Here is a 25,076-nt window from a genome sequence, read left to right on the forward strand (position 1 = left end):
CCACTGGGGAACGAGCGCCATCTGGCGCTCATTCACATTAGTTGTTGTACAGATCGATGATGGCGCTGCTGACTGCGGCCTGGCTCTTGCTCAGGTCGTTGCGCGCCTGCTCGATCCGATGCAGATAGTCTGCGTCGATATCACCTGTGACGTACTTGCCGTCGAAGACCGCGCAATCGAAGCGTTCGATCTTCACCTTGCCGCCGCCTACCGCCTCCACCAGGTCTTCCAGATCCTGATAGACCAGCCAGTCGGCACCGATCAGTTCGGCAACCTCTTCGGTGGTGCGCTCGTGAGCAATCAGCTCGTGGGCGCTAGGCATGTCGATACCATAGACGTTCGGATAGCGGACAGCAGGTGCGGCGGAGCAGAAATAAACGTTCTTCGCTCCAGCCTCACGGGCCATTTGGATGATCTGCTTGCAGGTCGTGCCGCGCACAATGGAATCGTCCACCAGCATCACATTCTTGCCGCGGAACTCCAGATCGATGGCATTGAGCTTCTGCCGCACCGACTTCTTGCGTGCAGCCTGGCCGGGCATGATGAAGGTCCGACCGATGTAGCGATTCTTGACGAAGCCTTCGCGGAACTTGACGCCCAGGCGGTTGGCCAGCTCCAGCGCTGCCGTGCGGCTGGTGTCGGGAATCGGAATCACCACATCGATATCGTGCTCGGGCCGCTCGCGCAGAATCTTCTCGGCGAGTTTCTCGCCCATGCGCAGCCGCGCCTTGTAAACCGAAACGCCGTCCATCAGCGAGTCCGGACGCGCCAGGTAGACGTGCTCGAAGATGCATGGGGCGTACTGCGGATTGAGTGCGCACTGGCGCGTGTGCAGCTGGCCGTCGACGGTAATATAAACGGCCTCGCCGGGAGCCAGATCGCGGATCAGGGTAAAGCCCAGCACATCCAGCGACACGCTTTCGGAGGCAATCATGTATTCGACGCCATCCTCGGTGTGGCGCTGGCCGAAGACAATCGGGCGGATCGCATTGGGATCGCGGAAGCCGACAATACCGTAACCGGTAATCATCGCCACCACCGCATAACCACCAACGCAACGGTCGTGCACCTTGGTCACCGCAGCGAAGACGTCTTCCTCGGTGGGCTGCAGCTTGCCGCGCACTGCTAGCTCATGGGCAAAGACGTTGAGCAGCACTTCCGAATCGGAATTGGTGTTCACATGACGCAGATCCGACTCGTAGATTTCCTTGGTCAGCTGATCAACGTTGGTCAGGTTGCCGTTGTGCGCCAGGGTGATGCCGTAGGGCGAGTTGACATAGAAAGGTTGCGCCTCCGCGGAGGTAGAGCTGCCCGCGGTGGGATAGCGGACGTGGCCGATGCCCATGTTGCCTATCAGGCGCTGCATGTGGCGCTGATGGAAGACATCGCGAACCAGACCATTGTCCTTACGCAGAAACAGCTTGTCGCCGTCACTGGTCACGATGCCGGCGGCATCCTGCCCGCGGTGTTGCAGTACGGTGAGTGCGTCGTACAACGCCTGGTTGACGTTCGACTTACCGACAATGCCGACAATGCCACACATGCAGGAACCTCTCAGTTATTACAGGCTGATCCAATCAGGACGCCAGGCGCAAACCTGACGGCGGACCGTAGTAAAAAAGTTCGTCTCAACCGGGGGTGTCGAGCGAACCGGTCATCCACTGGCTACCGAACCCGATGATCAGGTTCTTCGACCAGTCGGCAATCAACAGAAAATGCGGCAGCAATGCCGACTCGCGCCACCAGGGATCCTGATGGACCGGGGCCAGACTCAGCAGGCCAACCAGCACCACGACCAGCAGCCCGCCACGCGCCGCACCAAAAACCATTCCAAGAAAACGATCGGTACCCGATAGCCCGGTCACTCGAACCAGCTCGCCAATCAAAAAGTTGATCAGAGCACCCACCAGCAGCGTAACGACAAACAGGATTGCGCAAGCCGCGATGACCTGAAACGAAGGCGTGCTGATGTATTCGGCCAGATGGTGGGACAACGCACCACCAAACATCCAGGCAACCACACCAGCGACGATCCAGGTGAACAGCGAAAGCGCTTCCTTGACGAAACCGCGCTTCAAACTGATCAGGCTGGAGATGACTACAACGGCGACAATCGCCCAATCGACCCAGGTGAACGTCACGGGGTTTCCTGTCAGGGGGAAAAGCAGCGCATTTTAGCAGAGCGATTGCCGAGGAGTAACAGCTCGTTGAAAAAGCTGTACCGCAATTGCATCCTGCTTGAGGCATGAAGTACGGCCCGATAAGGCTTGCAGTACGATCTGCCACTTTCCGCGGGAGCGGGCTATGCCCGTGAAGCGAACCGCATCGAAACCTGGGCTCCGCTCGCGGGCGTGGTCCACTCTTACAAAGGAATCACATCCAGCCTGATCGTGCCGCTAAGAGATACGTAGCGCTCACTGGAACTAGCGGGCTTAACGCTTCTCTGGCTCGAAGCGAACAACGAACCCATCGAGCTTGTGCTGACGCTGCAGCACGTCGCGCAAGCGGTTGGCTTCCGCTCGTTCGATCAACGGCCCTACGAACACCCGATTCATTCCGCCCGCGGTGCGTATGTAGGCGTTATAGCCCTGGGAGCGCAGGGTCTTCTGCAGGCTTTCGGCATTTTCGCGGCTGGACAAGCTGGCCAGTTGCACCGACCAACTGACCGGCAGATTGGCTGCATCCAGCCGCTGTTCCGGAGCTGCGGCAGCTGGCGGGGCGCTAGGGGCCGGTGACGCTTGAGGTACTGCAGGTGCAACCGGTGGCTCGGCAAGGGCCGGAGCGGGCTCGATCGGGGTTGTCGGAGTCTCGACAGGCGTTACCGGCGCCTCTTCGATGATTTCGTAGTCTTCCGGGAACGGCTCGCTCTCAGGAGTCGGCACTTCGACCGGCTGCGGCTCGATAACCGGCGCTGCGGGAGTCTCAGGCATCGCCGGTGCGTCCATGCTCACCTGGGGGCCTTCATCTTCCCGATTGAGCAGCATCGGCACGAAGATCACTGCCAGTGCCAGCAGCACCAGTGCCCCAACGACTCGTTGCAACAGTCCCTTATCTACCAATGCCCTATCCTCGACCTGACGTACGCCGTTCGAGCCATTCCAGCGCCTCGGCCACGCAATAAAAAGACCCGAACAGCAGTATTTCGTCCCCGGCAACCGCCTGGTCACACTGCGCGTCGAGCGCCTCGCATACAGAGGAATAGATAGTGACCGACGCTCCGCGTTCCTTCAACGCCTCGTTCAATTGTGCTGCAGAACGTGTACGCGGGATGGCCAGGGGCGCAACGGCCCAGTCGGCAACCGCAGGCAGCAAAGGCTCGATCACACCGGGCAGATCCTTGTCCGCCAGCAGACCGAATACTGCCAGCCGCCGCCCGGCCAGTGGCAACCGTTGCAGCGTCCGCGCCAGATAGCTTGCGGCGTGAGGGTTGTGCCCGACATCCAGCAGGATCGGCAGTTCGCGGCCCTTGTACTGGATCAGCCGACGGTCAAGCCTGCCAACTACGCGCGTGGCCAGCAATGCTGCAACCAGCGATTCCGGCTGCCAGGGCAGGTTGAGCAAAGCGAAAGCCTGCAATGCCAGCGCCGCGTTCTCCAGAGGCAGGTCTAGCAATGGCAGATCACATAGTTCCAGCGCCTGACCAGAACCATCACGGCCCTGCCAATGCCAGCAGTCCTGCTCGACCTGCAGATCGAACCCGCAACCGCGTAACAGCAAGGGCGCTTTCAGCGCGGCTGCAGCCTCGACCAGCGACGAAGGCGGTTCTAGATCACCGCATACGGCAGGCTTCGCGGCGCGCAAGATCCCTGCCTTCTCGAAGCCGACGCTTTCGCGACTGTCGCCCAGCCAATCGGCATGATCCAGACCAATGTTGGTCACGACCGCTACATCTGCATCGACCAGGTTCACCGCATCGAGACGACCACCGAGCCCTACTTCCAGGACCACGGCATCCAGCGCCGCGCGCTCGAACAGCCAGAAAGCCGCCAGCGTGCCCATCTCAAAATAGGTAAGGGAGGTTTCGCCGCGCGCTGCCTCCAACGCGGCGAAGGCGTCGCACAGCGCCTGGTCGGAGGCTTCCACGCCATTAATACGCACGCGCTCGTTGTAGCGCAGCAGGTGCGGCGAGCTGTAAACACCCACGCTCTTGCCCTGCCCTGCCAGCATCTGCGCGATAAAAGCGCAGGTCGAGCCTTTACCGTTGGTACCGGTAACGGTCACGACCAGCGGAGCCGGCCTCGTCAACCCAAGCCTTGTCGCCACCGCCCGGCAGCGATCAAGGCCCATGTCTATGGCCGTGGGATGCAGTCGCTCAAGATACTCGAGCCAGTCCTGCAGATGTCGCGGGGTCATGCGCCAGCCGTTACCAGAGCGGGCTCGCCAACGGACGGCAGGCGCTGCAGCTGAGCAAGAAGGCGAGCCAGACGAGTGCGCAGCTCGGCACGCGGAATGATCAGGTCAATGGCGCCATGGTCGAGCAGGAATTCGCTTCGCTGGAAGCCTTCCGGGAGCTTCTCGCGTACGGTCTGCTCGATCACGCGGGGGCCGGCGAAGCCGATCAGCGCTTTGGGTTCGGCTACGATCACATCACCAAGCATTGCCAGGCTGGCCGACACACCACCGTAAACCGGATCGGTGAGAACCGAAATGAACGGCAGGCCTTCCTCACGCATGCGGGCCAGCACTGCCGAGGTCTTGGCCATCTGCATCAGGGAAATCAGTGCTTCCTGCATCCGCGCACCGCCGGAAGCCGAGAAACAGACCAGCGGACAGCGCTGCTCAAGGGCCACGTTGGCCGCTTGTACAAAGCGCTCACCGACGATGGCTCCCATGGAGCCACCCATGAAGGAAAACTCGAAGGCACAAGCCACCACCGGATTATTCATCAGGGTGCCGCGCATGGCGATCAGCGCATCCTTTTCACCGGTCTGCTTCTGGGCTGCGCTCAGGCGATCCTTATACTTCTTGCTGTCGCGGAACTTCAGTCGATCGACCGGCTCCAGATCAGCGGCGATCTCTTCACGCCCTTCCTTGTCGAGGAAGATATCCAGGCGCGAGCGCGCATCGATACGCATGTGATGATTGCACTTGGGGCAGACATCCAGGGTTTTCTCCAGTTCAGGGCGATACAGGACCGCCTCGCAGGAGGGGCACTTGTGCCACAACCCTTCAGGTACCGTGCTTTTCTTCGACTCCGAACGCATGATCGAAGGGATCAGCTTGTCTACCAGCCAGTTGCTCATGCTTTTATTCTCCACAGCTTGTCAGTCCCGCGCGTAGCACTGCACGCATCAGGCGGATTCATCATCGCGACCAGCCTCCAATCGGAGTTCACTGCGTCGCCTGGGCGATGCACCACACGGCGCCGTCGCTAAAACTCAGCCTCGTCATAGTCGACGGGCATCCATCAAACAGAAGGATCCGCCAACCTGCGAATGGTAACTGGACGGCAGGGACTCCCCGCTCGTCACATACTGGCGCGAACCTGCCTAACAAATTCACGCACACGGGCGGCATCCTTGACTCCCTTGCGCAATTCAACGCCACCGCTGACATCCACCGCGAACGGGCGCACGCGCTCAATCGCCTGCTGCACATTCTGCGGTGTCAGCCCACCGGCCAGAATCAACGGCTTGGGCAAATTGGCCGGCACCAGCGACCAGTCGAATATCTCGCCCGTCCCACCCGGCACCCCTTCTACAAAGGTATCAAGCAAAACCGCGCTTGCCCCGGCATAGCGCGCCACTTCAGCACAGATATCTTCGCCAGCCCGTACCCGCAGCGCTTTGTACCAGGGCCGGTGAAAGCCTTCGCAATCGGCCGGAGTTTCATCTCCGTGAAACTGCAGCATATCCAGAGCGACCGCATCGAGGGTTTCGTTGATTTCACAACGGGATGCGTTGACGAACAATCCGACGGTAGTCACAAAGGGAGGCAGCGCAGCGATGATTTCACGCGCCTGGACGACATTCACAGCACGCGGGCTTTTGCTGTAGAAGACCAGGCCGATAGCGTCCGCTCCGGCCTCAGCAGCCACAAGCGCGTCTGCGACATTGGTGATCCCACATATCTTGCTACGGACGATAGGCAACGGCAGGTACCCGCGAGAAAAGACTCCGGATGGTAACAAAAGCGCCGCCTGCTGCAAGTAGCATCATCGTGCCGGTTCAACCCGCACATCAGGTAAACCTGAAAGAAAATGCGGCCCGAGATAGCGCTCGGGCAGCTCGAACTCTTCGGGATAATCCACCTGGACCAGATACAGCCCATAGGGATGCGCGGTCACCCCGCCAGTACGCCTGACGCGTGTTTCCAACACTTCCCGCGCCCATTCCACCGGACGCTCGCCCGCTCCGATGGTCATCAGCACGCCGGCAAAGTTGCGCACCATGTGATGCAGAAACGCATTGGCCCGAATATCGAGAACGATGAGCCGACCGTACTGGAGCAACTCAAGATGATGAACGGTCTTGATCGGCGATTTCGCCTGGCATTGGCGCGCACGGAATGCACTGAAATCGTGGGTACCGACGAATACCCTGGACGCTTCGCGCATACGCTCGATATCAAGCGGGCGATGATTCCAGGTCACCTCTTCTGCAAGGTGTGCCGGCCTGATCTGGTCGTTGTAAATGACATAGCGATAGCGACGGGCCATTGCACTGAATCGCGCATCGAAATGCATGGGCATTTCCTTGGCCCAGGTCACGCTGATATCTCCCGGCAGGTTCATGTTCGCACCCATCACCCATGCGTGCATCGAGCGCGTAACCGGAGTGTCGAAATGCACCACCTGAGCGCAGGCATGAACCAGTGCATCGGTGCGTCCGGCGCAGCTCAAGGTGACGGAGTGACCGCCAGCGACCCTGCTAAGTGCTTTTTCCAAGGAAAGCTGGATGGAGGGCACGCCATCACGTTGGCGTTGAAAGCCACGATAGCGCGAGCCTTTGTATTCGACGCCAAGGGCGATCCTAGAAATGCCAGCGGCAGCCGATGTGGCTGCCGCTTCAGGTACTGCTTCAATCATATTCAGGCGAGTTTGGCGAGCATCTCGCGCGCCTCCTGTTGCTGTGTGTCGCTGCCTTCTACCATCACTTCGTCGAGAATATCGCGCGCACCTTCGGCATCTCCCATGTCGATATAAGCGCGAGCCAGATCCAGCTTGGTGGTGGTTTCATCGGTTTCAGCGAAGAAGTCGAAGTCATCATCGCCCATGTCATCGGACGATTCGCCAATAGGCGCGGCCGCCAGATTTGTCGGAGCCGGTTCGTCACCGACTTGCGGCACGTCGAGCGGCTCTTCCAGATCCCGTGAAATATCGCCTAGCTCGGCTTCTATCTCATCGAGTTCCGCGGCAAAGGTTTCCGGCTGCGCATTTTCGCTCAGCTCATCATCCAGGGAAAGATCAAATTCGTCGGGCATACTCGCAGACTGCTCGGTCTCAAGCTCAGGCAGATCGAAATCGAAGGAGTCCGCAGGCTGCTCCACACCAGCAGCAGGCTCAGTGAGCACCTCGTCCAGGCTGAATTCACTCTCCGTTGCAGCTGGCAGCTCTTCATCCAGCTCCAGGGAGAAGCTCTCCAACTCGTCTGCCAGGGAGGCGTCAGCTACAGGGCTGGAAAGCTCGTCCAGCTCAAAGGAGAAATCGTCAGCAGGCTGCGTGTCTGCTTCGGTCTCGAGGTTCAGATCATCGAAATTCAGCTCATCCAGTGCATCCGGCTGCTGCTTAGCAGGTTCAGCGACTGGTGCAGCTGTCGCCGAAAAATCATCATCCAGCTGCAGGTCATCCAGACTCAGATCAAAAGCATCGTCCGGGTCCAGAGCTGCAGCAGGCGCAGGCTGATCTGACTCAAAATCATCCAGATTGAAGCTGTCGAAATCGCTTGCGGCTGTACCCGCAGCGGCAACGCCGGCCACAGCCCCGAAGCCCATTGCCGGATAGCGGGACTTAAGTTGATCGATGCTTGCCGAAGAGCCGCCGATGTCTCGCAATTCGGCTTCCTGCCGAGCGAATCCATCGCGGTCGCCAAGCTCGGCATAGACTTCCATCAGCTTCAGGCGCAGATCAGTTCGCTGGGGCTCGTCGTTCAGAGCGTTCTGTAGCAGGTCGGCGGCCTGATTGAAGCGGCCATAGGCAATGTAGATATCGGCTTCGGCAATCGGGTCATTGGCCATGCCAGCAATGGAATCCAGCGCATCGTCAGAAGCCGGAGCGACCACTTGGTTATCGGTGACCTCAAGGTCGGCAACCGCAAGAGCCGGCTTCTCGACATAGAGGTTGTCCGGCTCGCTATCGGCCAGCAGGCTTTCCTGCAACTCGGCTTCCTTCATGGCGTTACGGCGAGACACGGCCATCAGCGCGACCAGCAGCAGCAACAGAGCACTTCCGCCCAGCGCGGCGAGCAGCAATGGGTTAGCCATCAATTGCTGGAGGTAGCTATCGGCTACTGGTTCTGCCGGAGGCGCCGCGGGAGTAGCCGGTGCTGGCGCAGCGGCAGGCGCAGGCTTTGCAGCAGACTCGGGCTCTTGCGCGACTGGAGTAACCTCTGTTTCGGGTTCAGCGGCTTCAGGTTCGGTGGCAATATCTGCGCCCGGCGCTTCGGCCTCTGCAGACCCACTAGCAACCACAGCCTCTTCTGGCGCAGCAGTTTCACCAACGGGCTCGGCACCCAGTTGGGCCTGCAGTTTGGCAAGCTGGTCATCCTTGAGCTGCATCAGCCGCTGCAGCTTCTCCAGCTGACCTTCGAGATCTTTCAAGCGGTCATTCAGATCAAGGTTCTCACGACGACTGGAGTCGAGACTCTCTTCGGCAGTTGCCAGCCGGTCGCGCAGCGCTTTGGCGTCGGCAGCGGTGCCGGTGTCGCTGCCTGCTGTGGACCTGCCGGTTTCCGGTGCTACCAATCGCAGGCTGTCACCCGTCTCGCTACGCGATGGCGCCGCACCCGCTGCGCTACGCTGGCGGGCATCGAGCTGGCGCTCACTGACAGGCTGAGCACGCCCCTGGCGCCAGCTGGCATTCTGCTGAGCGACCTGCTCGATAGCTTCGGTCTGGGAGCGACTGGCGATCTGCTCCGCACTGGGCAGGCGCAGCACTTGGCCGTTTTTCATCCGATTGATGTTGCCGCCGATGAAGGCATCCGGGTTCAGGTCCTGAATGGCCAGCATTGCCTGATGGACCGTACCGCCCTGCCGTGTGCGCTCGGCGATTTCCCAGAGTGTGTCGTTCGAAGCGACCTTGTATTCATTACCTGCTGAGGAAGCGCCAGTAGACGAACGAGCCGGCGCCGCCTGTGAGGTTGCGCGTGGTGCTCCGGTCGGCCGAACAACAGGAGCGGCAGTTGGCAGCTGAGGCGCGACGGCCGCTGCGGTCTCTGGAGAATAGAGTGGCGGATCCAGCAGCAGCGTGTACTCACGCAGCAAGCGGCCACTTGGCCAAAGGACCTCGACGAGAAAATTCAGGTAGGGCTCGCGAACCGGCTTGGTCGACGAAACCCGGATAATGTTTTTGCCGTCCGGGCGCAAAACAGGGGTAAAAGTCAGGTCGGTCAGAAAGTACGGACGATCAATACCCGCCCGGTTGAAGTCCTCGGCAGATGCCAGCCCCGGAACCACTTCCCCTGGAGCCAGGGTTTTCGCATCGAGCAGTTCGATTTCAGCGACCAAGGGTTGATTCAGCGCCGACTTCAGCGTGACCTCTCCCACTCCCAGCGCATAAACCATTTCGGATGTCAGAGCAGTAGCAGCCGCGATTGCCAGCACCAGATTGCGAACCCGAACCATTATGTAATCCCTTGTTTTGCTTTCTCGGACTTTCGAGAGGGTCTTGTAAACACTGCGAGGACAGTCCCCAACAGCAACAAGCCTGAACAATGTCGACAGCTAGAAAATTTCTTCGAATTTTCAGCAAGTATCTTTTACAGATAGTGTTTTATCAATAACTGCCCGGACTGCTTAGGGTTGCCCCTGCGCCTTTTGCCGCGTTATCAGACACAATCCACAAATTGGATTAACACCGTTGCCAACACCAAAGGCATCGCCCCTATACGAGATGGCATTCTGCCCAAAGACGCCGAGAAACTGTCGAACGACTTCACATATAAAAAAAGCGCCATGGCAAAGCCATGGCGCTTTTTTGTTTTCCGCAGGATCTTATCGCTCCAGCAGAATGCGCAGCATGCGGCGCAGCGGTTCGGCCGCACCCCAGAGCAACTGATCACCGACGGTGAACGCCCCCAGATAATGCGAGCCCATGTTGAGCTTGCGCAGCCGCCCTACCGGTACGCTCAGAGTACCGGTCACAGCAGTCGGACTCAGCTCCTGCATGCTCGCATCACGATGGTTGGAAACCAGTTTCACCCAGGGGTTGTGCTGACTGATCATGCCCTCGATATCCGAGATCGGCACATCCTTGTTCAGTTTGATGGTCAACGCCTGGCTGTGGCAGCGCATGGCGCCAACGCGCACGCAGATACCATCGACCGGAATCGGGTTCTTGAAACGCCCGAGGATCTTGTTGGTCTCAGCCTGCGCCTTCCACTCTTCGCGGCTCTGCCCGTTGGGCAGCTCCTTGTCGATATAGGGAATCAGGCTGCCGGCCAGCGGCACACCGAAGTGATCCACGGGGAAAGCTTCCGAACGCTGGCATTCGGCAACCTTGCGATCGATTTCCAGAATAGCGCTGGCCGGATCGGCCAGCTCGTCGGCCACCGCCGCGTTGATGCTGCCCATCTGCCTGATCAGCTCACGCATGTTCTGCGCACCAGCACCAGACGCCGCCTGATAGGTCATGGCGCTCATCCACTCGACCAGACCGTTCTCGAACAGGCCGCCCAGCCCCATCAGCATCAGACTGACAGTGCAGTTTCCGCCGACATAGTTGAGCGTGCCGGCGTCGAGTTGTTGGTCAATCACGCGACGATTCACCGGATCAAGCACGATTACCGCATCGTCCTGCATGCGCAGGGCCGAAGCAGCATCGATCCAGTAGCCTTTCCAGCCGGCTTCCCGCAGCTTGGGGAAGACCTCATTGGTGTAGTCGCCACCCTGACAGGTCAGAATCACATCAAGGCCTTTCAGCTCATCGATGTTGTAGGCGTCCTTCAGCGGCGCAATGTCCTTGCCAATGGCGGGCCCCTGGCCACCAACATTGGAGGTGGTGAAGAACACGGGCTCGATCAAGTCGAAGTCCCGCTCTTCCAGCATCCGCTGCATGAGCACGGAACCGACCATACCGCGCCAACCGATCAGACCTACACGTTTCATCGCAACTACACCTATATAAATTGACCCGCCCGTATGAAAGCGGGCCAAGAGATTACAACTTCGCGAGCGCCGCGACTACTGCATCGCCCATCGCCTGTGTACCGACCTTAGTGCAACCTTCCGACCAGATATCACCGGTGCGCAAGCCCTGATCCAGGACATTGCTGACCGCCTGTTCGATGGCATCCGCCGCTGCCGCCTGACCGAAGCTGTAACGCAACATCATGGACACCGAAAGAATGGTCGCCAGCGGGTTGGCTATGCCCTGGCCAGCGATATCCGGCGCGGAGCCGTGGCAGGGCTCATACATACCCTTGTTGGTAGCATCCAGCGACGCAGATGGCAGCATGCCAATGGAGCCGGTCAGCATAGAAGCTTCGTCGGAGAGAATGTCGCCAAACATGTTGTCGGTGACCATCACGTCGAACTGCTTGGGCGCGCGGACCAGCTGCATGGCAGCGTTGTCCACGTACATGTGAGAAAGCTCGACTTCCGGGTAATCCTTGGCCACCTCCTCAACCACCGCGCGCCACAATTGACTGGACGCCAACACGTTGGCCTTGTCCACCGAACACAGCTTCTTGTTGCGCACCATAGCCATGTCGAAGCCGACCTTGGCGATCCGACGAATCTCGCTCTCGCTGTACGGCAGCGTGTCGTAAGCCATGCGCTCGCCATTTTCCAATACCTTGCTCTCGCGTGGCTGGCCAAAGTAGATGCCGCCGGTCAGCTCACGCACGATAAGGATATCCAGACCGGCGACGATTTCCGGCTTCAGGCTGGACGCCTCGGCCAGCTGCGGATACAGCAGTGCCGGACGCAGGTTGCCGAACAGGCCCAGCTGCGAACGAATCTTCAGCAGGCCGCGCTCGGGGCGGATCGCTGGATCGATGGCGTCCCACTTCGGGCCGCCCACGGCGCCAAGCAGAATGGCATCGGCATTGCGGGCGCGCTCCAGAGTCTCGTCGGCCAGCGGTACACCGTACTTGTCGATGGCCGCCCCGCCCAGCTCGTCGTGGGCCAGCTCGAAGCCCAGCGAGTACTTCTCGTTAGCCAGCTGCAGCACCTTGACCGCTTCGGCCACGATTTCCGGGCCGATACCGTCGCCAGGGAGAACCAGAATCTGCTTGCTCATTGCATTCCTCAATTTCTGTGGGGTGGAAGAGGATTTCCGTCATCCACCTAAATCTGCTGGGGGATGGATGACGTGTCATCCACCCTCGCCCTATCTCACTTGATGGCGCCGAACAGCCAGGGCTGGCTCTGACGGTGCTTTTCTTCAAACGCTCGAATCTCGTCGGCGTCCTGCAGGGTCAGACCGATATCGTCCAGACCGTTGAGCAGGCAATGCTTGCGGAAGGCATCGACCTCAAAAGCGTACTGCTTGCCATCCGGACGGGTCACGGTCTGGGCCTCAAGGTCAACGGTGAGCTGATAGCCCTCGGTCGCTTCTGCCTGCTCAAACAGCTCATCCACCTCGGCTTCGGTGAGGATGATCGGCAGCAGGCCGTTCTTGAAGCTGTTGTTGTAAAAGATGTCGGCGAAGCTTGGCGCGATGATCGTGCGGAAGCCGTATTCATCCAGTGCCCATGGCGCATGCTCACGGGACGAACCACAACCGAAGTTCTCACGAGCCAGCAGCACGCTGGCACCCTGGTAACGCGGGAAGTTCAGCACGAAATCCTTGTTAAGCGGGCGATTGGAGCAGTCCTGATTCGGCTGACCGACATCCAGGTAACGCCACTCATCGAACAGGTTCGGACCAAAGCCGGTGCGCTTGATGGACTTCAGAAACTGCTTTGGAATGATCTGATCGGTATCGACATTGGCGCGATCCAGCGGACAGACCAGGCCGGTGTGTTGGGTAAATGCTCTCATGCTGTTGCTCCTCAGGCCTGGATCAGTTCGCGAACATCAATGAAGTGACCGGTCACTGCTGCAGCCGCAGCCATGGCCGGACTGACCAGATGGGTACGCCCACCGGCACCCTGCCGGCCTTCGAAGTTACGGTTGGAGGTGGACGCACAATGTTCGCCGCTGCCCAGCTTGTCCGGGTTCATCGCCAGACACATGGAGCAGCCCGGCTCACGCCACTCGAATCCGGCTTCGATAAAGATCTTGTCCAGCCCCTCAGCTTCGGCCTGCTGCTTGACCAGGCCCGACCCCGGCACCACCAGCGCCTGCTTGACGGTCGCAGCAACCTTGCGGCCCTTGGCCACTTCGGCTGCAGCGCGCAAATCCTCGATGCGCGAGTTGGTGCAGGAACCGATAAACACGCGATCCAGACGGATATCAGTGATCGGTTGGCTGGCGCGCAGGCCCATGTACTTCAGCGCACGCTCAATGGAGTCGCGCTTGACCGGATCGGCCTCGACAGCCGGATCCGGCACCAGCTGATCGACAGCCAGAACCATTTCAGGCGAAGTACCCCAGCTGACCTGCGGCTTGATGTCCTCGGCCTTCAGCTCAACCACGGTATCGAATACCGCATCGTCATCGGAAACCAGATCTTTCCAGGCTTCGACCGCACGTTCCCAGTCCGCCCCCTTGGGCGCATAAGGACGACCTTCCACATAAGCGATGGTCTTTTCGTCTACCGCTACCATACCCACACGGGCACCGGCCTCGATGGACATGTTGCAGATGGTCATGCGGCCTTCCATCGACAGATCGCGAATGGCGCTGCCGGCGAACTCCAGGGCGTGGCCGTTACCACCAGCAGTGCCGATCTTGCCGATCACGGCGAGCACGATGTCCTTGGCGGTGACGCCGAACGGCAGCTTGCCTTCGACGCGCACCTGCATGTTCTTCATCTTCTTGGCGACCAGGCACTGAGTGGCGAGCACATGCTCCACCTCGGAGGTGCCGATACCGTGAGCCAGGGCGCCGAAGGCACCGTGGGTGGAGGTATGCGAGTCACCACAGACCACGGTCATGCCGGGCAGCGTTGCGCCCTGCTCCGGGCCGATGACGTGGACGATGCCCTGACGGACATCGTTCATCTTGAATTCGACGATGCCGAATTCGTTGCAGTTCTCGTCCAGCGTCTGCACTTGTATGCGCGAGACTTCATCGGCGATGGCTTCCACCCCACCCTGGCGCTCACCCTTGGTGGTCGGCACGTTGTGATCTGGAGTGGCAATGTTGGCGTCGATGCGCCACGGCTTGCGATTGGCCAGGCGCAGCCCTTCGAACGCCTGCGGCGAAGTCACTTCGTGGAGAATGTGTCGGTCGATATAAATCAGCGACGAACCATCATCGCGCCGCTTCACTTCGTGCATTTCCCAGAGCTTGTCGTAGAGCGTTTTGCCGGCCATCGGACTTTCCTCATCTGCTTTCTATGCGGGGCAAATAGCCCTTCCGCTTATAGGGTGATGCTATGGCTTTGCGTCCAATTACTCAAATTCATATTTTTTATCCAATGCATTCCCTTCAGGAATCCAGATAAGCTGTCGATCAGATCAATTGCCGACCAATCCAACAGAAGCCTGCCGCGATTGCGGTGCCGCAAAGGCTTTCAAAGAAGCCCAAGGAATAGCATGGACCTGGCCAACCTCAACGCTTTTATCGCCATCGCCGAAACCGGCAGCTTTTCCCTGGCAGGCGAGCGCCTGCACCTGACCCAACCAGCTGTTAGCAAGCGCCTCGCGGCCTTGGAACTACAGCTGGGCGTGCGCCTGTTTGATCGCCTGGGCCGCGAAATCGGGCTGACCGAGGCCGGACGCGCCCTTCTACCTCGTGCCTACCAGATTCTCAGCGTATTGGACGATACCCGGCGCGCCTTGACCAACCTCAACGGCGACGTCAGCGGTCGCCTGTGCCTGGCCACCAGCCATCACATCGGCCTGCACCGCCTGCCTCCCCTGCTGCGCACCTTTACCCGCACGCATCCTGAAGTGACGCTGGATATCCGCTTTCTCGACTCGGAGGTCGCTTACGAAGATGTGCTCCATGGCCGTGCCGAGCTGGCAGTCATCACCCTTGCCCCCCACACCGCTCCACCCGTGAGAGCCATCCGGGTCTGGGACGACCCGCTGGATTTCGTCGTAGCACCCGAACATCCCCTGGCGCAGATGGCAGAAGTCACACTGTCCGACATAGCCGCCTATCCAGCGGTTTTTCCCGGCGACAACACCTTTACCCACCATATCGCCCAGCGCCTGTTCGAGCGCGAAGAACTGAAACCGAATATCAGCATGAGCACCAACTACCTGGAAACGATCAAGATGATGGTTTCCATCGGTATCGCCTGGAGTGTGCTGCCACGCACCATGCTCGATGATCAGGTGGTACGTCTGCCGGTACCGGGCGTGTCGCTTGAGCGCCAGCTCGGCTACATAGTTCATACCGAACGAACCCTGTCCAACGCCGCCAGAGCATTCATGACATTGCTCGACTCCGAACAGGGTGCTTGCATATTGCCATCAGCTACGGATAACGTCGCCGAAGCAGAATAATTAACGTATGGCCACGCCGTAGCCACTGACGCATCGGCGTGACACATCGCGGAATAGTGCCATGTCCTTCGACAACGTCTCGCCCCGTGCTTATCTGTGCACAACCGGATCAAGCGAAGCCTTGCAGGACGCTGCCCAGCTGACCGGCTTACTCAGTGGCGCCAATCTCGGTGTCTGGTCATGGGACCCGAACACAGGCTCGGTACTCTGGTCCGAAGGCTGCCAAAGGCTCTTCGGCTTCGACAGCGAGCAGTCGATCCCTGCCGGCACTGAATACCCGGACCTGGTTGCAGAGAATGATCGCTCGATGGTCCGTGAGCGTTTTCGCACGATACTGCGCGAGCAAGAGGCACTCTTCACCATCCGCCATCGTATCGACTGGCCCGACGCTTCCCAACGCTGGCTGGAGCTGCGCGGACAGTGGCAAAGCAACGCAACAGGCCAGCCAATTCTGATCGGCATAATCCGCGACATCAGCGACGAAGTTCTACTAAAGCAGGAGCTGCAGGACGCCCAGGACCGGCTCGCCCTGGCGCTCAGCTCACTCGAACTAGGGACCTGGGACTGGCACATTCCCAGCGACACGCTATCCACCTCGATCCGCGCCGCAGAGCTGCAAGGAACCTTCTATAGACCGTTCCAGGGGCCATTTCAGGAATTCTTCTCCTATGTCCGCCCTGAAGACCGCGCAGTGATGCAGCAAACCTACCGCGACCTTCTCGACGGGCGTCGCCAGGACTATCAGGCCGTTTATCAGACACGCCTGCACGACGGCAACATTCGCTACCTGGAAAGCACTGCCAAGCTCTACCGTGACGAGCGTGGCGCGCCTCTACGCATGGCGGGGATCATCAAAGACATCAGTGAACGCGTCTCGCGTGAACAACAAGCCGAAGCATCCGAAGCCAAGTTCGCCACCCTGTTCCAAGGCAGCCCGGACGCCATCAGCGTGTCGAACATCCGCGACGGCAAGTTCCTTGAGATCAACCCCGGCTTCACCCAAACCTTCGGCTGGCAGGCCAGCGAGATCGTCGACCGCGACGCCACGCAGATCCGCTTCTGGCAGGACGAACAGCAGCGTGAAATTCTTTATCAGCAGCTCACGCGCGACCAGTCGCTGGACAACGTCGAAGCGAAGTTCCTCACCCGTGACGGCAAAGCCCTGACCTGCGTGGTCTCCAGCCGCTTCATCCGAATCGAGCGACGCCTCTGCATCATCACTACCTTCCGCGATATCACTGCCCGGCAGATGGCCGAGGCCGCGCTGAGGGCCAGCGAGGAGAAGTTCGCCAAGGCGTTTCACTCCAGCCCCGATGCCATCACCATCACCGAACTCAGCAGCGGGCGCTTTATCGAAGTCAACGAAGGCTTTCATCGCCTGACCGGCTACCGGCCGCACGAAGTCATCGGCCGTACCTCCATGGAACTGGCCATATGGCCTGGCGAACAGCGTCGAAAGATCCTCGAAGCGCTTGAACGAGACGGGCGCGTGTGCAATCAGGAGATCCTGGCCCAAGACCGTCATGGTCAGCTGAAGCACACCGAGGTGTCGGTAGAAATCATCAAGCTCAATGGCACCGACTGCATCCTGCTGACCGCGCGTGACATAAGCCAGCTCAAGGCCGCCCACGCACAGATCCAGCACCTGGCCTACCATGATCCGCTGACCAACCTGCCCAACCGCACCCTGCTCATGAACCGCCTGGTGCAACAGATCGCCCTGCACAAGCGCCATAATCTGCGCGCCGCATTGCTGTTCATGGACCTTGACCACTTCAAACACATTAACGACTCGCTCGGCCATCCGGTCGGAGATGCCGTTTTGAGAACGGTAACCACACGACTTCAAACCAATATCCGCCAGGAAGATACCGTTGCCCGCCTGGGCGGCGACGAATTCGTGATTCTACTGACCGGCCTCAGCGGCAAGCGCGCCGACATCATCCGCCACGTGCGTGATGTCGCCGAGAAGCTGCGCAAGATGCTGGCCGAGCCCATGGTCTGCGACGGCAACCGACTGCAGGTAACACCCAGCATCGGTATCGCCCTGATTCCCGATCACGGCGAGACGCCCGCTGATCTGCTGAAACGAGCCGATATCGCGCTGTATCGGGCCAAGGACGCTGGTCGCAACGCCATCCAGCTATTTCAGAACACCATGCAGGAAGCTGCCAGCGCCCGCTTGCAACTGGAAAGTGAACTGCGCCTGGCCCTGCTGCATGACGAATTCGAGCTATTTCTGCAGCCCCAGGTCGATGCACGCTCAGGCGCCATCATTGGCGCCGAGGCACTGCTGCGCTGGCAGCACCCTACTCACGGCCTGCGCACACCCGCGCATTTCATCGATGTGCTGGAGGACAGCGGCCTGATCGTCGAGGTCGGCGGCTGGGTCATCAAGCAGATCTGCCAGATGGCGGCTGAGTTGCTGGCCAGCAGGCTGGTGAATGCCGATACCTTCAGCCTCAGTATCAATATCAGCCCGCATCAGTTCCGCGAGAACGACTTCGTTGAATGCATTCTTGCGGCACTCAAGGAAGCCGAGCTGCCGCAAGGGATGATCAGCCTGGAGATCACCGAAGGCGTCGTCATCGAGAATCTGGACGACACCATTGTCAAAATGCATCGCCTGCGCAAACACGGGGTCAGCTTTGCCATGGATGATTTTGGCACCGGCTATTCCTCCCTCACCTACCTCAAGCGCCTGCCGGTGGACCTGCTCAAGATCGACCAGTCTTTCGTGCATGACGCGCTGAATGGCGGCAACGACGCCGAGATCATTCGCGCCATCGTAAGCATGGCCAAAAGCCTGGGGCTGGAGGTAATTGCCGAAGGCGTCGAGCAGCAGGGGCAACTGGATCTGCTGCAAAAGCAGGACTGCCATTTGTATCAGGGCTATCTTTTCAGCAAGCCGCTGCCCTTTTCCCAATTCATCGAGCTGCTGCGCGAGTGATGGGCGGAACACCCGCGGAGCACGCTTAACCTCACGGCATCAGATGACGTGAGGATCATTCGTCGGAGAACCCCCATGCAACAAGTCATGCTTATCACGGGTGCCAGCCGCGGCATCGGCGCCGCCACCGCCCGCCTTGCCGCAGCACAGGGCTATGCACTGTGCCTCACCTATCGCCATCGCCAGGACGCCATGCAGAGCCTGCTGGAAGAACTCCATGCCACGGGTACCAAAGCCATAGCGGTGGCTGCTGACGTGGCCGACGAAGAGCAGGTGGCCCGGCTCTTCGCCACGCTGGACGATGAGTTCGGCAGACTCGACGCACTGGTAAACAACGCCGGCATGCTGGAGCAGCAGATGCGCCTGGATGAAATGGATGCCGCACGGCTGGCGCGCGTCTTTGCCGTCAATGTCACCGGCAGCTTTCTCTGCGCCCGCGAGGCGGTAAAGCGCATGTCTACCCGCTACGGCGGCCAGGGTGGCGTGATCGTCAATGTGTCGTCCATCGCCGCCAAACTCGGCGCCCCCAATGAATACATCGATTACGCCGCCGCCAAGGGCGCCATCGACAGCATGACACTGGGCTTGGCCAAGGAGGTTGCCGCCGAGGGTATTCGCGTCAATGCCGTGCGACCGGGCGTGATCGATACCGAGATCCACGCCAGCGGCGGCGAGCCAGACCGAGTTGAGCGAGTCGCGGCCAGCGTACCCATGGGACGTGGCGGCAGCGCAGAAGAAGTAGCCGAAGCCATTCTGTGGTTGGCCAGCGACAAAGCCAGTTATGCCAGCGGCGCGCTGCTGGATATCAGCGGTGGCCGCTAGGCCCTGGCCAAAAGGCCTAATTTATTCGGCCGTTCAGTTTCTGTGGTCGAAGAAATTCGACCCTGGGAACAAAGCCCCAGGGAACGCTCGTCCAGGCCCAATAGCCGGTCGATTCGCTCGCAATCACTTTCGCGACGTAATTGATCGAACAGCGTAACGGCCTCTGGATAATTACGCGTCAGCAGGGAAACCCATTGTTTGAGCCGTCCCGGCGCATAACGCGGGGACATCTTGCGCCGCGCCTGCAGCCAAAAGTCGACCAGCAACGGCTGGAGACAGGCCCAGTTCAAAGGCTCGACTTCCCCGCCACTTCTGGCAGCGCTGATCTGCCTAGCCAGGTCGGGACGGCTGACCAGCCCACGCCCCAGCATGACATCCTCAACACCGCTCACTTCACGGCAACGCTGCCAGTCTTCCACCGACCAGATATCGCCATTGGCGAATACAGGCACAGCAACCACATCCTGCACCTTCGCAACCCATTCCCAGTGCGCCGGCGGCTTGTAGCCATCGGCTTTGGTACGTGCATGCACCACCAGTTGCTCTGCCCCACCCTCAGCCAGAGCACGTGCGCAATCGAGGGCACCGTCCGGGCTATTGAACCCCAGGCGCATCTTTGCCGTAACCGGAATGTCCGCCGGCACCGCCCGCCGCACTTCGCGCAGGATGGCATGGAGCAATTCGGGTTCATTGAGCAACACGGCACCGCCACGGGACTTGTTCACCGTTTTCGCCGGGCAGCCGAAATTGAGGTCGATGGCCGGAGCACCAAGGCTGCATGCCCGCGCTGCGTTATCAGCAAGACAGGCCGGATCTGATCCCAGCAATTGCACGCGTACCGGTGTACCGGCGCGTGTTCGAGCGCCGTTATCAAGCTCCGAAGCCAATTTGTGAAAGCTGGCCCTGGGCAAAAGCCGATCCGACACGCGAATGAACTCGGTGACGCACCAGTCCACACCGCCAACCCGGGTCAGGACGTCGCGCAGGATGTCGTCAACCAGGCCCTCCATGGGGGCCAGCGCAATCTGCATGGTCACAATGCTCGCCAAAAAGAGCGGCATTGTACGAGTTCTGCCTGAGCGGTTGAATCAACCCACGCCACTCAGCAGTCAATCGTCACCCAGGGTTGGACGGCGTCGATGCTCCATGTTGGTCTCATTGCCGCCGTGACCAGGCTCGGCTCCGGGTCCGACCCTGCGATCAATAGCCTCTTTCCGATCCTGCGTTTCGGTGCGCGCGTCATCCCTCGACTCCGGTGGGTAGCCGATACCGTCACCCATTCCCATGGAGCCATTCCCGGCCGCGCGATCCACAGGGGCCTGCACCGGACCCAACGCATGAATGCCGGTAGCCGTAAGCATCACCATGCATCCCAGAGCACTAACGAAAAAGCGTCGCATACGCCAACCTCCTGAATCATTTCCCTAGCCGGTTAGGCCCGAAAAAGACCGGCAAGTGCTGGCGAGCAACACTCTCTATGACCAATGGCATCAGACCCCGAATCACCCAAAGGCACGAATAACCAGGCAAGCAATTGATGGATAAATACTTTTCCCAACATAAACCGTGACAACCGCCAGCAAAGCTGTAGAATGCGCCCCACAGACGCGGGATGGAGCAGTCTGGTAGCTCGTCGGGCTCATAACCCGAAGGTCGTCGGTTCAAATCCGGCTCCCGCAACCAAATTCAAAAGGCCACTCAGAAATGAGTGGCCTTTTGTTTTATAAGCGCTTTAAAAACCTTGGCATCTGCATTCACACTGCGCTTAACCTTCTGAAAAGAAAGGCTTTCCCGCGAAAGCAACTTGACAGAAACCCCGCAAGCTGTAGAATGCCGCCCCACAGACGCGGGATGGAGCAGTCTGGTAGCTCGTCGGGCTCATAACCCGAAGGTCGTCGGTTCAAATCCGGCTCCCGCAACCAAATACGAAAGGCCACTCAGAAATGAGTGGCCTTTTTTATTGGCTCTGTCTGAGTTAGCTGTTGTAAAGGTCTAGACTGAACCGTGACATCTCCAAATATGAGGGGTTGATCATGAATACGGTTCAGTTCTCACGGTGGATGGCACAACTCACCACTCTCAACTCCGGGCAACGTAATCAGTTGCTATCCCGCCTTTCTGAGGCTGGCGGGTTGCCCCAGTCCGTAGTCAGAGCCCCAGACGCTGCATACATTGCCAGTCCAGTGAGCTACGCCCATGGGGTTCCAGCGGTGGCCTGCCTCGGTATCGCTGCAAGGCCTGCGGTAAAACCAGCAATGCGCTGACAGGCACCCCGATGGCACGATTGAGGAAACGCCATCTTTGGCAAGACTACGCTCAGGCGCTGATCGAGAGCCTGAGCGTACGCAAGGCCGCAATACAGTGCGGCGTTAGCAAGAACACGGCCTTTCTGTGGCGACATCGCTTCCTTAGCCGGATTGCTGATCATCAGGCCCAGCATGTATCTGGCATTGTCGAAGCCGATGAGACCTTCTTCTTGGAGTCTTTCAAAGGCCAGCGAACGTTGCCCCGCCCACCTCGCAGGCGAGGTGGCAGTGCCAAGAAACGCGGGTTGTCTGCCGAGCAGATCCCCGTGCTGGTAGTGAGAGATCGCAGTGGCCAGCAGGCCGACTTCAAACTGGAGAAACTCGATGCACTTCACGTCGGGGAACGGCTACGCCCGCTGATTGATGCGGACGCGATTCTTTGCACCGACAGTGCGGGGGTTTATACCCATTTTGCCAAGGCAGAAGGCCTTACTCATCGGCGGATCAACCCGAGTCAGAAGCGCCGGGTTGATGGCGCTTTCCACATCCAGAACGTGAATGCCTACGACAGTCGGCTAAAGACCTGGATGATTCCTTTTCATGGTGTGGCGACGAAGTACCTGACGAATTATCTGGGCTGGCGACGTCTGCTTGAGCGCTACAAAGCGCAGCTCAACTCATTGATTTGCCTGGAGGAGTCGCTGGGCTATATGACCGTGCAACAGCTAACTCAGACATAGCCTTTTTATTTAAGTGGCTTCAAGCAGGTCAAACCTCACATGCACATCGGCACGTCGCCCTGATCGCCCAGTTCGGCAGCCGCCTGAGCTGGAAAACCGCGCCTCTTCCCGCCGTAGACCATGCACTTGGTCCCCTGACCGATCAGGAGCGCTTGGTGCCGACGTTGTTTCGGCCTATCAGCGCAGAGTAGCAGAGGGACATTCTGCGCTTCCTTGAAGCGTTTGCGGCGTTGCCCAGAGCGTGAGGGTTGCCCCCGGCGATGCCGGGGGCTTTCTTGGGGCGTCAGGCGTAGGCGGCAAAACGCTCGATAGGTGGCTGTGCGCGATGCTGCGCCTGCCAGAGGTCGTAGTCGGCCTGCACGCCCAGCCAGGTGCGAGCGGTACCGATACCGGCCAGCTCCAGGCGGACGGCCAAGTCCGGGCTGATAGGGGCGTGACCGTGCAGAACTCGGGACAGGGTTTCGCGAGCAAAGCCCAAGCGGCGAGCCAATTCGGCAATGCTGATACCCAGTTCAGGCAGCACGTCTTCGAGCAGGGTTTCACCGGGGTGCGGTGGGTTGAACATGACCATGGGAATGCCCTCCTGTTCAGTGGTAGTCCAGATAGTCGACCAGCTCTATATCGCTGCCGGTGAAGCGAAAGATCACCCGCCAGTTGCCACTGACGGTCAACGACCAGTAACCGGTTAGCTCGCCCTTGAGCGGATGGAGGCGCCAGCCCGATAGATCCAAGTCGGCGGGGCTGGAGGCCCTGTCCATAAAGGCCAGCATGCGGGCCAGACGTTTGGCATGGTCGGCGCGGATGCCTTTGCTGGACCCGGTTTCGTAGTACAGGCGCAGGCCTTTGTGCTGGAAGCTGATGATCATGGCAAGAGTGTGATGTATTGCATCACGCTACGCAATATATGACGGCAAGATATTGCACTCGCCTACATGCACATGACACCCACCAGCGAGTAGGTCAGTTCGGGTAGCCGCCGGCCTGCTCGACGGCACGGGCACGCAGGTTGTCGGCGGCCAACTCAAGGGAGCCGTCGTTGTTCCAGACTACGCTGCCGCCCCAGTCGCCCGGCGTAGCGGTGGCGAACACCGCGGGATCAGCCAGGGGGTCAGGGTGGGATAGCGTGCGATGACGTCGGCCTGGTCGACCGCTAGTTGCTCGCCCTCCGCATAGGTCAGATCGTCAGCGTCAATCAAGTCACGACGCTGGCCCTTTAGACCTTCATCTCTCTGAAGCTCGCACAGCCGTCGGATTACGCCTACGGCTAATCCGACCTACAGGGGCCATAGCTTCGGCAGCCCTCAGCCAAGGCTCTCGTAGGCCCGACTGACCTGCTTCGACTGATTGAGCCGCGTCAGCTCGCTGGCGATTCGTTCGCGCTCTTGCCGGGCTGTCAGTTGCAACTCGGCATAGAGTTGCGACAAGGCTTCGACAGGCTCACGCAGTGCAGAGTCGCCACTCTTGCCCACCTCGCCAACCAGTTCACGGCAGCGCAAATCCAGCGCGCCGATTGCTTCCCAGTCCTGCTGGGCCAGGGCCTCGCGCAGATCGCCCTGGAGCGCTTCGAGTGATTGCAGGATAGGTTGCATAGATGCCTTCCGGGATTACGACTGGATGACGCTGGGCCAGTGCATCGCGCAGAGCAGAACCAGCCGCTTGCAAATGCTGGACGGAGAAACTCACTCGCCTCTCCTCCGATGCCTGCTCATGACTGAGCGATGGCATCCCAACCCTGTTTGACGTTACGCAGCAGCACAGACACTTCCTCGAGAAGCTCCGGCTCGTTGCTGACATTGGCCTCGGTCAAACGGGCGATCATGTATTCGTACAGGCTATCGAGGTTACCGGCCAACTCACCACCTTGCTGGTGATCAAGACTCTCGCGCAGTCCCGCGACGATGGCAATACTCTTGCCGATCAATTCACCTTTCAACGCCGTCTGTCCACGCTCCATGGCGCCGCGTGCCTGAGCGATGCGAGACAGACCGCCCTCCATCAACATCTGGATCAGACGATGAGGGCTGGCCTCTGCAGCCTGCGACTGGTTGTTGACAGTCTGATACTGTTTGAGGGCTGCCATTGCGTTCATAAATCGCTCTCACTCTACCGATGGGCTGATACTTCCTGTATCGGCTTTGGCGATTAAAGCTTTAGAGATTTATCGTTCGAAAACGCTGGGCGAAACCTGGAGGGGCAAGGTAAATCACTCAGCCAGCGGCGCGGGCTCCACCTCGGGACCAATGGCATCCCAGGCATTCTTGATGTCGCCCAACAGTACCTGAACCTCTTCCAGAGTACGCGGCGTATCGTCCAGAGCAACACCAGCCAGACGGCGGGTCATATAGTCGTAGAGCGCATCCAGATTTTCGGCGATCTCGCCGCCCAGCTCTTTGTCCAGGGCCGCCTGCAGTACGCCAAGAATGGTAATGGTGCTGCCTACCGCCATGCCACGAGTCTCGGTATCGCCTTCGGCCTGGGCCTGCTTGGCCAGCATTACTCGCTGCAACGCACCCTCGAGTAGCATTTGCACCGTACGATACGGGGATACCTCCTGGCTGGTCTTGACCTGCTTGTAGGCATCGATGGGACTCTTGCTCAT

At 59.5% G+C, this 25,076-nt stretch carries 22 protein-coding genes, 2 tRNA genes and 2 pseudogenes; 6 read left to right on the plus strand and 20 right to left on the minus strand.

The genetic code is table 11. The features are described from left to right. Nucleotides 1-37 precede the first annotated feature (37 nt). The 12 genes from purF to leuC all read right to left on the minus strand — a co-directional run bounded on the left by purF (nt 38) and on the right by leuC (nt 14,579). Nucleotides 38-1,543 (minus strand): amidophosphoribosyltransferase, encoded by a 1,506-nt coding sequence (gene purF, locus BN1079_RS05530; protein WP_037022922.1) that lies wholly within the window; start codon nt 1,541-1,543, stop codon nt 38-40. Nucleotides 1,544-1,628: 85 nt separating this feature from the next. After that, nucleotides 1,629-2,141, minus strand: coding sequence for a CvpA family protein (locus BN1079_RS05535; RefSeq protein ID WP_037022923.1), 513 nt, complete (start codon nt 2,139-2,141; stop codon nt 1,629-1,631). A gap of 291 nt (nt 2,142-2,432) precedes the next feature. Next, on the minus strand, nt 2,433-3,059 hold the full coding sequence (locus BN1079_RS05540; RefSeq protein WP_037022925.1) for an SPOR domain-containing protein: 627 nt from the start codon (nt 3,057-3,059) through the stop codon (nt 2,433-2,435). Nucleotides 3,060-3,063: 4 nt separating this feature from the next. Then, nucleotides 3,064-4,353 (minus strand): bifunctional tetrahydrofolate synthase/dihydrofolate synthase, encoded by a 1,290-nt coding sequence (gene folC / locus BN1079_RS05545; RefSeq protein WP_037022926.1) that lies wholly within the window; start codon nt 4,351-4,353, stop codon nt 3,064-3,066. After that, nucleotides 4,350-5,243 (minus strand): acetyl-CoA carboxylase, carboxyltransferase subunit beta, encoded by an 894-nt coding sequence (gene accD, locus BN1079_RS05550; protein WP_037022927.1) that lies wholly within the window; start codon nt 5,241-5,243, stop codon nt 4,350-4,352. The genes folC and accD overlap by 4 nt, the downstream gene beginning before the upstream one ends. Nucleotides 5,244-5,467: 224 nt before the next feature. Next, nucleotides 5,468-6,091: a phosphoribosylanthranilate isomerase gene (locus BN1079_RS05555; protein ID WP_037022928.1), complete on the minus strand. Its 624-nt coding sequence runs from the start codon at nt 6,089-6,091 to the stop codon at nt 5,468-5,470. 63 nt (nt 6,092-6,154) lie between these two features. Beyond that, nucleotides 6,155-7,027, minus strand: coding sequence for a tRNA pseudouridine(38-40) synthase TruA (gene truA / locus BN1079_RS05560; protein WP_037022930.1), 873 nt, complete (start codon nt 7,025-7,027; stop codon nt 6,155-6,157). A gap of 2 nt (nt 7,028-7,029) precedes the next feature. After that, nucleotides 7,030-9,780 (minus strand): motility hub landmark protein FimV, encoded by a 2,751-nt coding sequence (locus BN1079_RS05565; protein WP_037022932.1) that lies wholly within the window; start codon nt 9,778-9,780, stop codon nt 7,030-7,032. Between the two features lie 369 nt (nt 9,781-10,149). Then, the gene (gene asd / locus BN1079_RS05570) at nt 10,150-11,262 is read right to left on the minus strand and encodes an aspartate-semialdehyde dehydrogenase (RefSeq protein WP_037022933.1); all 1,113 of its coding nucleotides are present in this window, start codon (nt 11,260-11,262) and stop codon (nt 10,150-10,152) included. A gap of 52 nt (nt 11,263-11,314) precedes the next feature. Further along, nucleotides 11,315-12,397 (minus strand): 3-isopropylmalate dehydrogenase, encoded by a 1,083-nt coding sequence (leuB, locus tag BN1079_RS05575; RefSeq protein WP_037022934.1) that lies wholly within the window; start codon nt 12,395-12,397, stop codon nt 11,315-11,317. Nucleotides 12,398-12,492: 95 nt separating this feature from the next. Further along, nucleotides 12,493-13,140 (minus strand): 3-isopropylmalate dehydratase small subunit, encoded by a 648-nt coding sequence (gene leuD / locus BN1079_RS05580; protein WP_037022935.1) that lies wholly within the window; start codon nt 13,138-13,140, stop codon nt 12,493-12,495. A gap of 11 nt (nt 13,141-13,151) precedes the next feature. Beyond that, nucleotides 13,152-14,579, minus strand: coding sequence for a 3-isopropylmalate dehydratase large subunit (gene leuC, locus BN1079_RS05585; RefSeq protein ID WP_037022936.1), 1,428 nt, complete (start codon nt 14,577-14,579; stop codon nt 13,152-13,154). Nucleotides 14,580-14,801: 222 nt separating this feature from the next. On the opposite strand from leuC, the gene BN1079_RS05590 reads away from it, so the two are divergent. The 3 genes from BN1079_RS05590 (at nt 14,802) to BN1079_RS05600 (ending at nt 19,491) form a co-directional block, all read left to right on the plus strand. After that, nucleotides 14,802-15,719: a LysR family transcriptional regulator gene (locus tag BN1079_RS05590; protein ID WP_037022937.1), complete on the plus strand. Its 918-nt coding sequence runs from the start codon at nt 14,802-14,804 to the stop codon at nt 15,717-15,719. Nucleotides 15,720-15,780: 61 nt separating this feature from the next. Continuing rightward, complete coding sequence (locus BN1079_RS05595) at nt 15,781-18,669, plus strand: sensor domain-containing protein (protein WP_081950810.1); 2,889 nt, start codon at nt 15,781-15,783, stop codon at nt 18,667-18,669. Between the two features lie 75 nt (nt 18,670-18,744). Next, the gene (locus tag BN1079_RS05600; RefSeq protein WP_037022938.1) at nt 18,745-19,491 is read left to right on the plus strand and encodes an SDR family oxidoreductase; all 747 of its coding nucleotides are present in this window, start codon (nt 18,745-18,747) and stop codon (nt 19,489-19,491) included. A gap of 98 nt (nt 19,492-19,589) precedes the next feature. Here the strand turns inward: BN1079_RS05600 and BN1079_RS05605 are convergent. After that, nucleotides 19,590-20,522 (minus strand): annotated as a pseudogene (locus BN1079_RS05605) (tRNA dihydrouridine synthase); the annotation flags it as partial. Between the two features lie 78 nt (nt 20,523-20,600). After that, complete coding sequence (locus BN1079_RS05610) at nt 20,601-20,891, minus strand: hypothetical protein (RefSeq protein WP_052114432.1); 291 nt, start codon at nt 20,889-20,891, stop codon at nt 20,601-20,603. 206 nt (nt 20,892-21,097) lie between these two features. Between BN1079_RS05610 and BN1079_RS05615 the strand changes: the two genes are divergently transcribed. The 3 genes and pseudogenes from BN1079_RS05615 to BN1079_RS05625 all read left to right on the plus strand — a co-directional run bounded on the left by BN1079_RS05615 (nt 21,098) and on the right by BN1079_RS05625 (nt 22,477). Next, nucleotides 21,098-21,174, plus strand: a tRNA-Met gene (locus BN1079_RS05615). Between the two features lie 162 nt (nt 21,175-21,336). Continuing rightward, nucleotides 21,337-21,413 (plus strand) — tRNA-Met (locus BN1079_RS05620). 111 nt (nt 21,414-21,524) lie between these two features. Further along, nucleotides 21,525-22,477: pseudogene (locus BN1079_RS05625) on the plus strand (IS1595 family transposase). 283 nt (nt 22,478-22,760) lie between these two features. On the opposite strand, the gene BN1079_RS05630 reads toward BN1079_RS05625, so the two are convergent. The 6 genes from BN1079_RS05630 to fliS (BN1079_RS05655) all read right to left on the minus strand — a co-directional run bounded on the left by BN1079_RS05630 (nt 22,761) and on the right by fliS (BN1079_RS05655) (nt 25,076). Next, nucleotides 22,761-23,048 carry a HigA family addiction module antitoxin gene (locus BN1079_RS05630; protein WP_037022939.1) on the minus strand — a complete coding sequence of 96 codons (288 nt, stop codon included), beginning with the start codon at nt 23,046-23,048 and terminating at the stop codon, nt 22,761-22,763. Nucleotides 23,049-23,064: 16 nt separating this feature from the next. Then, nucleotides 23,065-23,343, minus strand: a complete 279-nt coding sequence (locus tag BN1079_RS05635) for a type II toxin-antitoxin system RelE/ParE family toxin (protein ID WP_037022941.1) — start codon at nt 23,341-23,343, stop codon at nt 23,065-23,067. Nucleotides 23,344-23,437: 94 nt separating this feature from the next. Beyond that, nucleotides 23,438-23,566 carry a hypothetical protein gene (locus BN1079_RS17875; protein ID WP_269450516.1) on the minus strand — a complete coding sequence of 43 codons (129 nt, stop codon included), beginning with the start codon at nt 23,564-23,566 and terminating at the stop codon, nt 23,438-23,440. Nucleotides 23,567-23,778: 212 nt separating this feature from the next. After that, nucleotides 23,779-24,066: a flagellar protein FliT gene (locus tag BN1079_RS05645; RefSeq protein ID WP_052114433.1), complete on the minus strand. Its 288-nt coding sequence runs from the start codon at nt 24,064-24,066 to the stop codon at nt 23,779-23,781. Between the two features lie 116 nt (nt 24,067-24,182). Beyond that, nucleotides 24,183-24,566, minus strand: coding sequence for a flagellar export chaperone FliS (fliS, locus tag BN1079_RS05650; protein ID WP_037022942.1), 384 nt, complete (start codon nt 24,564-24,566; stop codon nt 24,183-24,185). 114 nt (nt 24,567-24,680) lie between these two features. Then, nucleotides 24,681-25,076, minus strand: coding sequence for a flagellar export chaperone FliS (fliS, locus tag BN1079_RS05655; RefSeq protein WP_037022943.1), 396 nt, complete (start codon nt 25,074-25,076; stop codon nt 24,681-24,683).

The sequence above is a fragment of the Pseudomonas saudiphocaensis genome (assembly GCF_000756775.1).
Lineage (GTDB): Bacteria > Pseudomonadota > Gammaproteobacteria > Pseudomonadales > Pseudomonadaceae > Stutzerimonas > Stutzerimonas saudiphocaensis.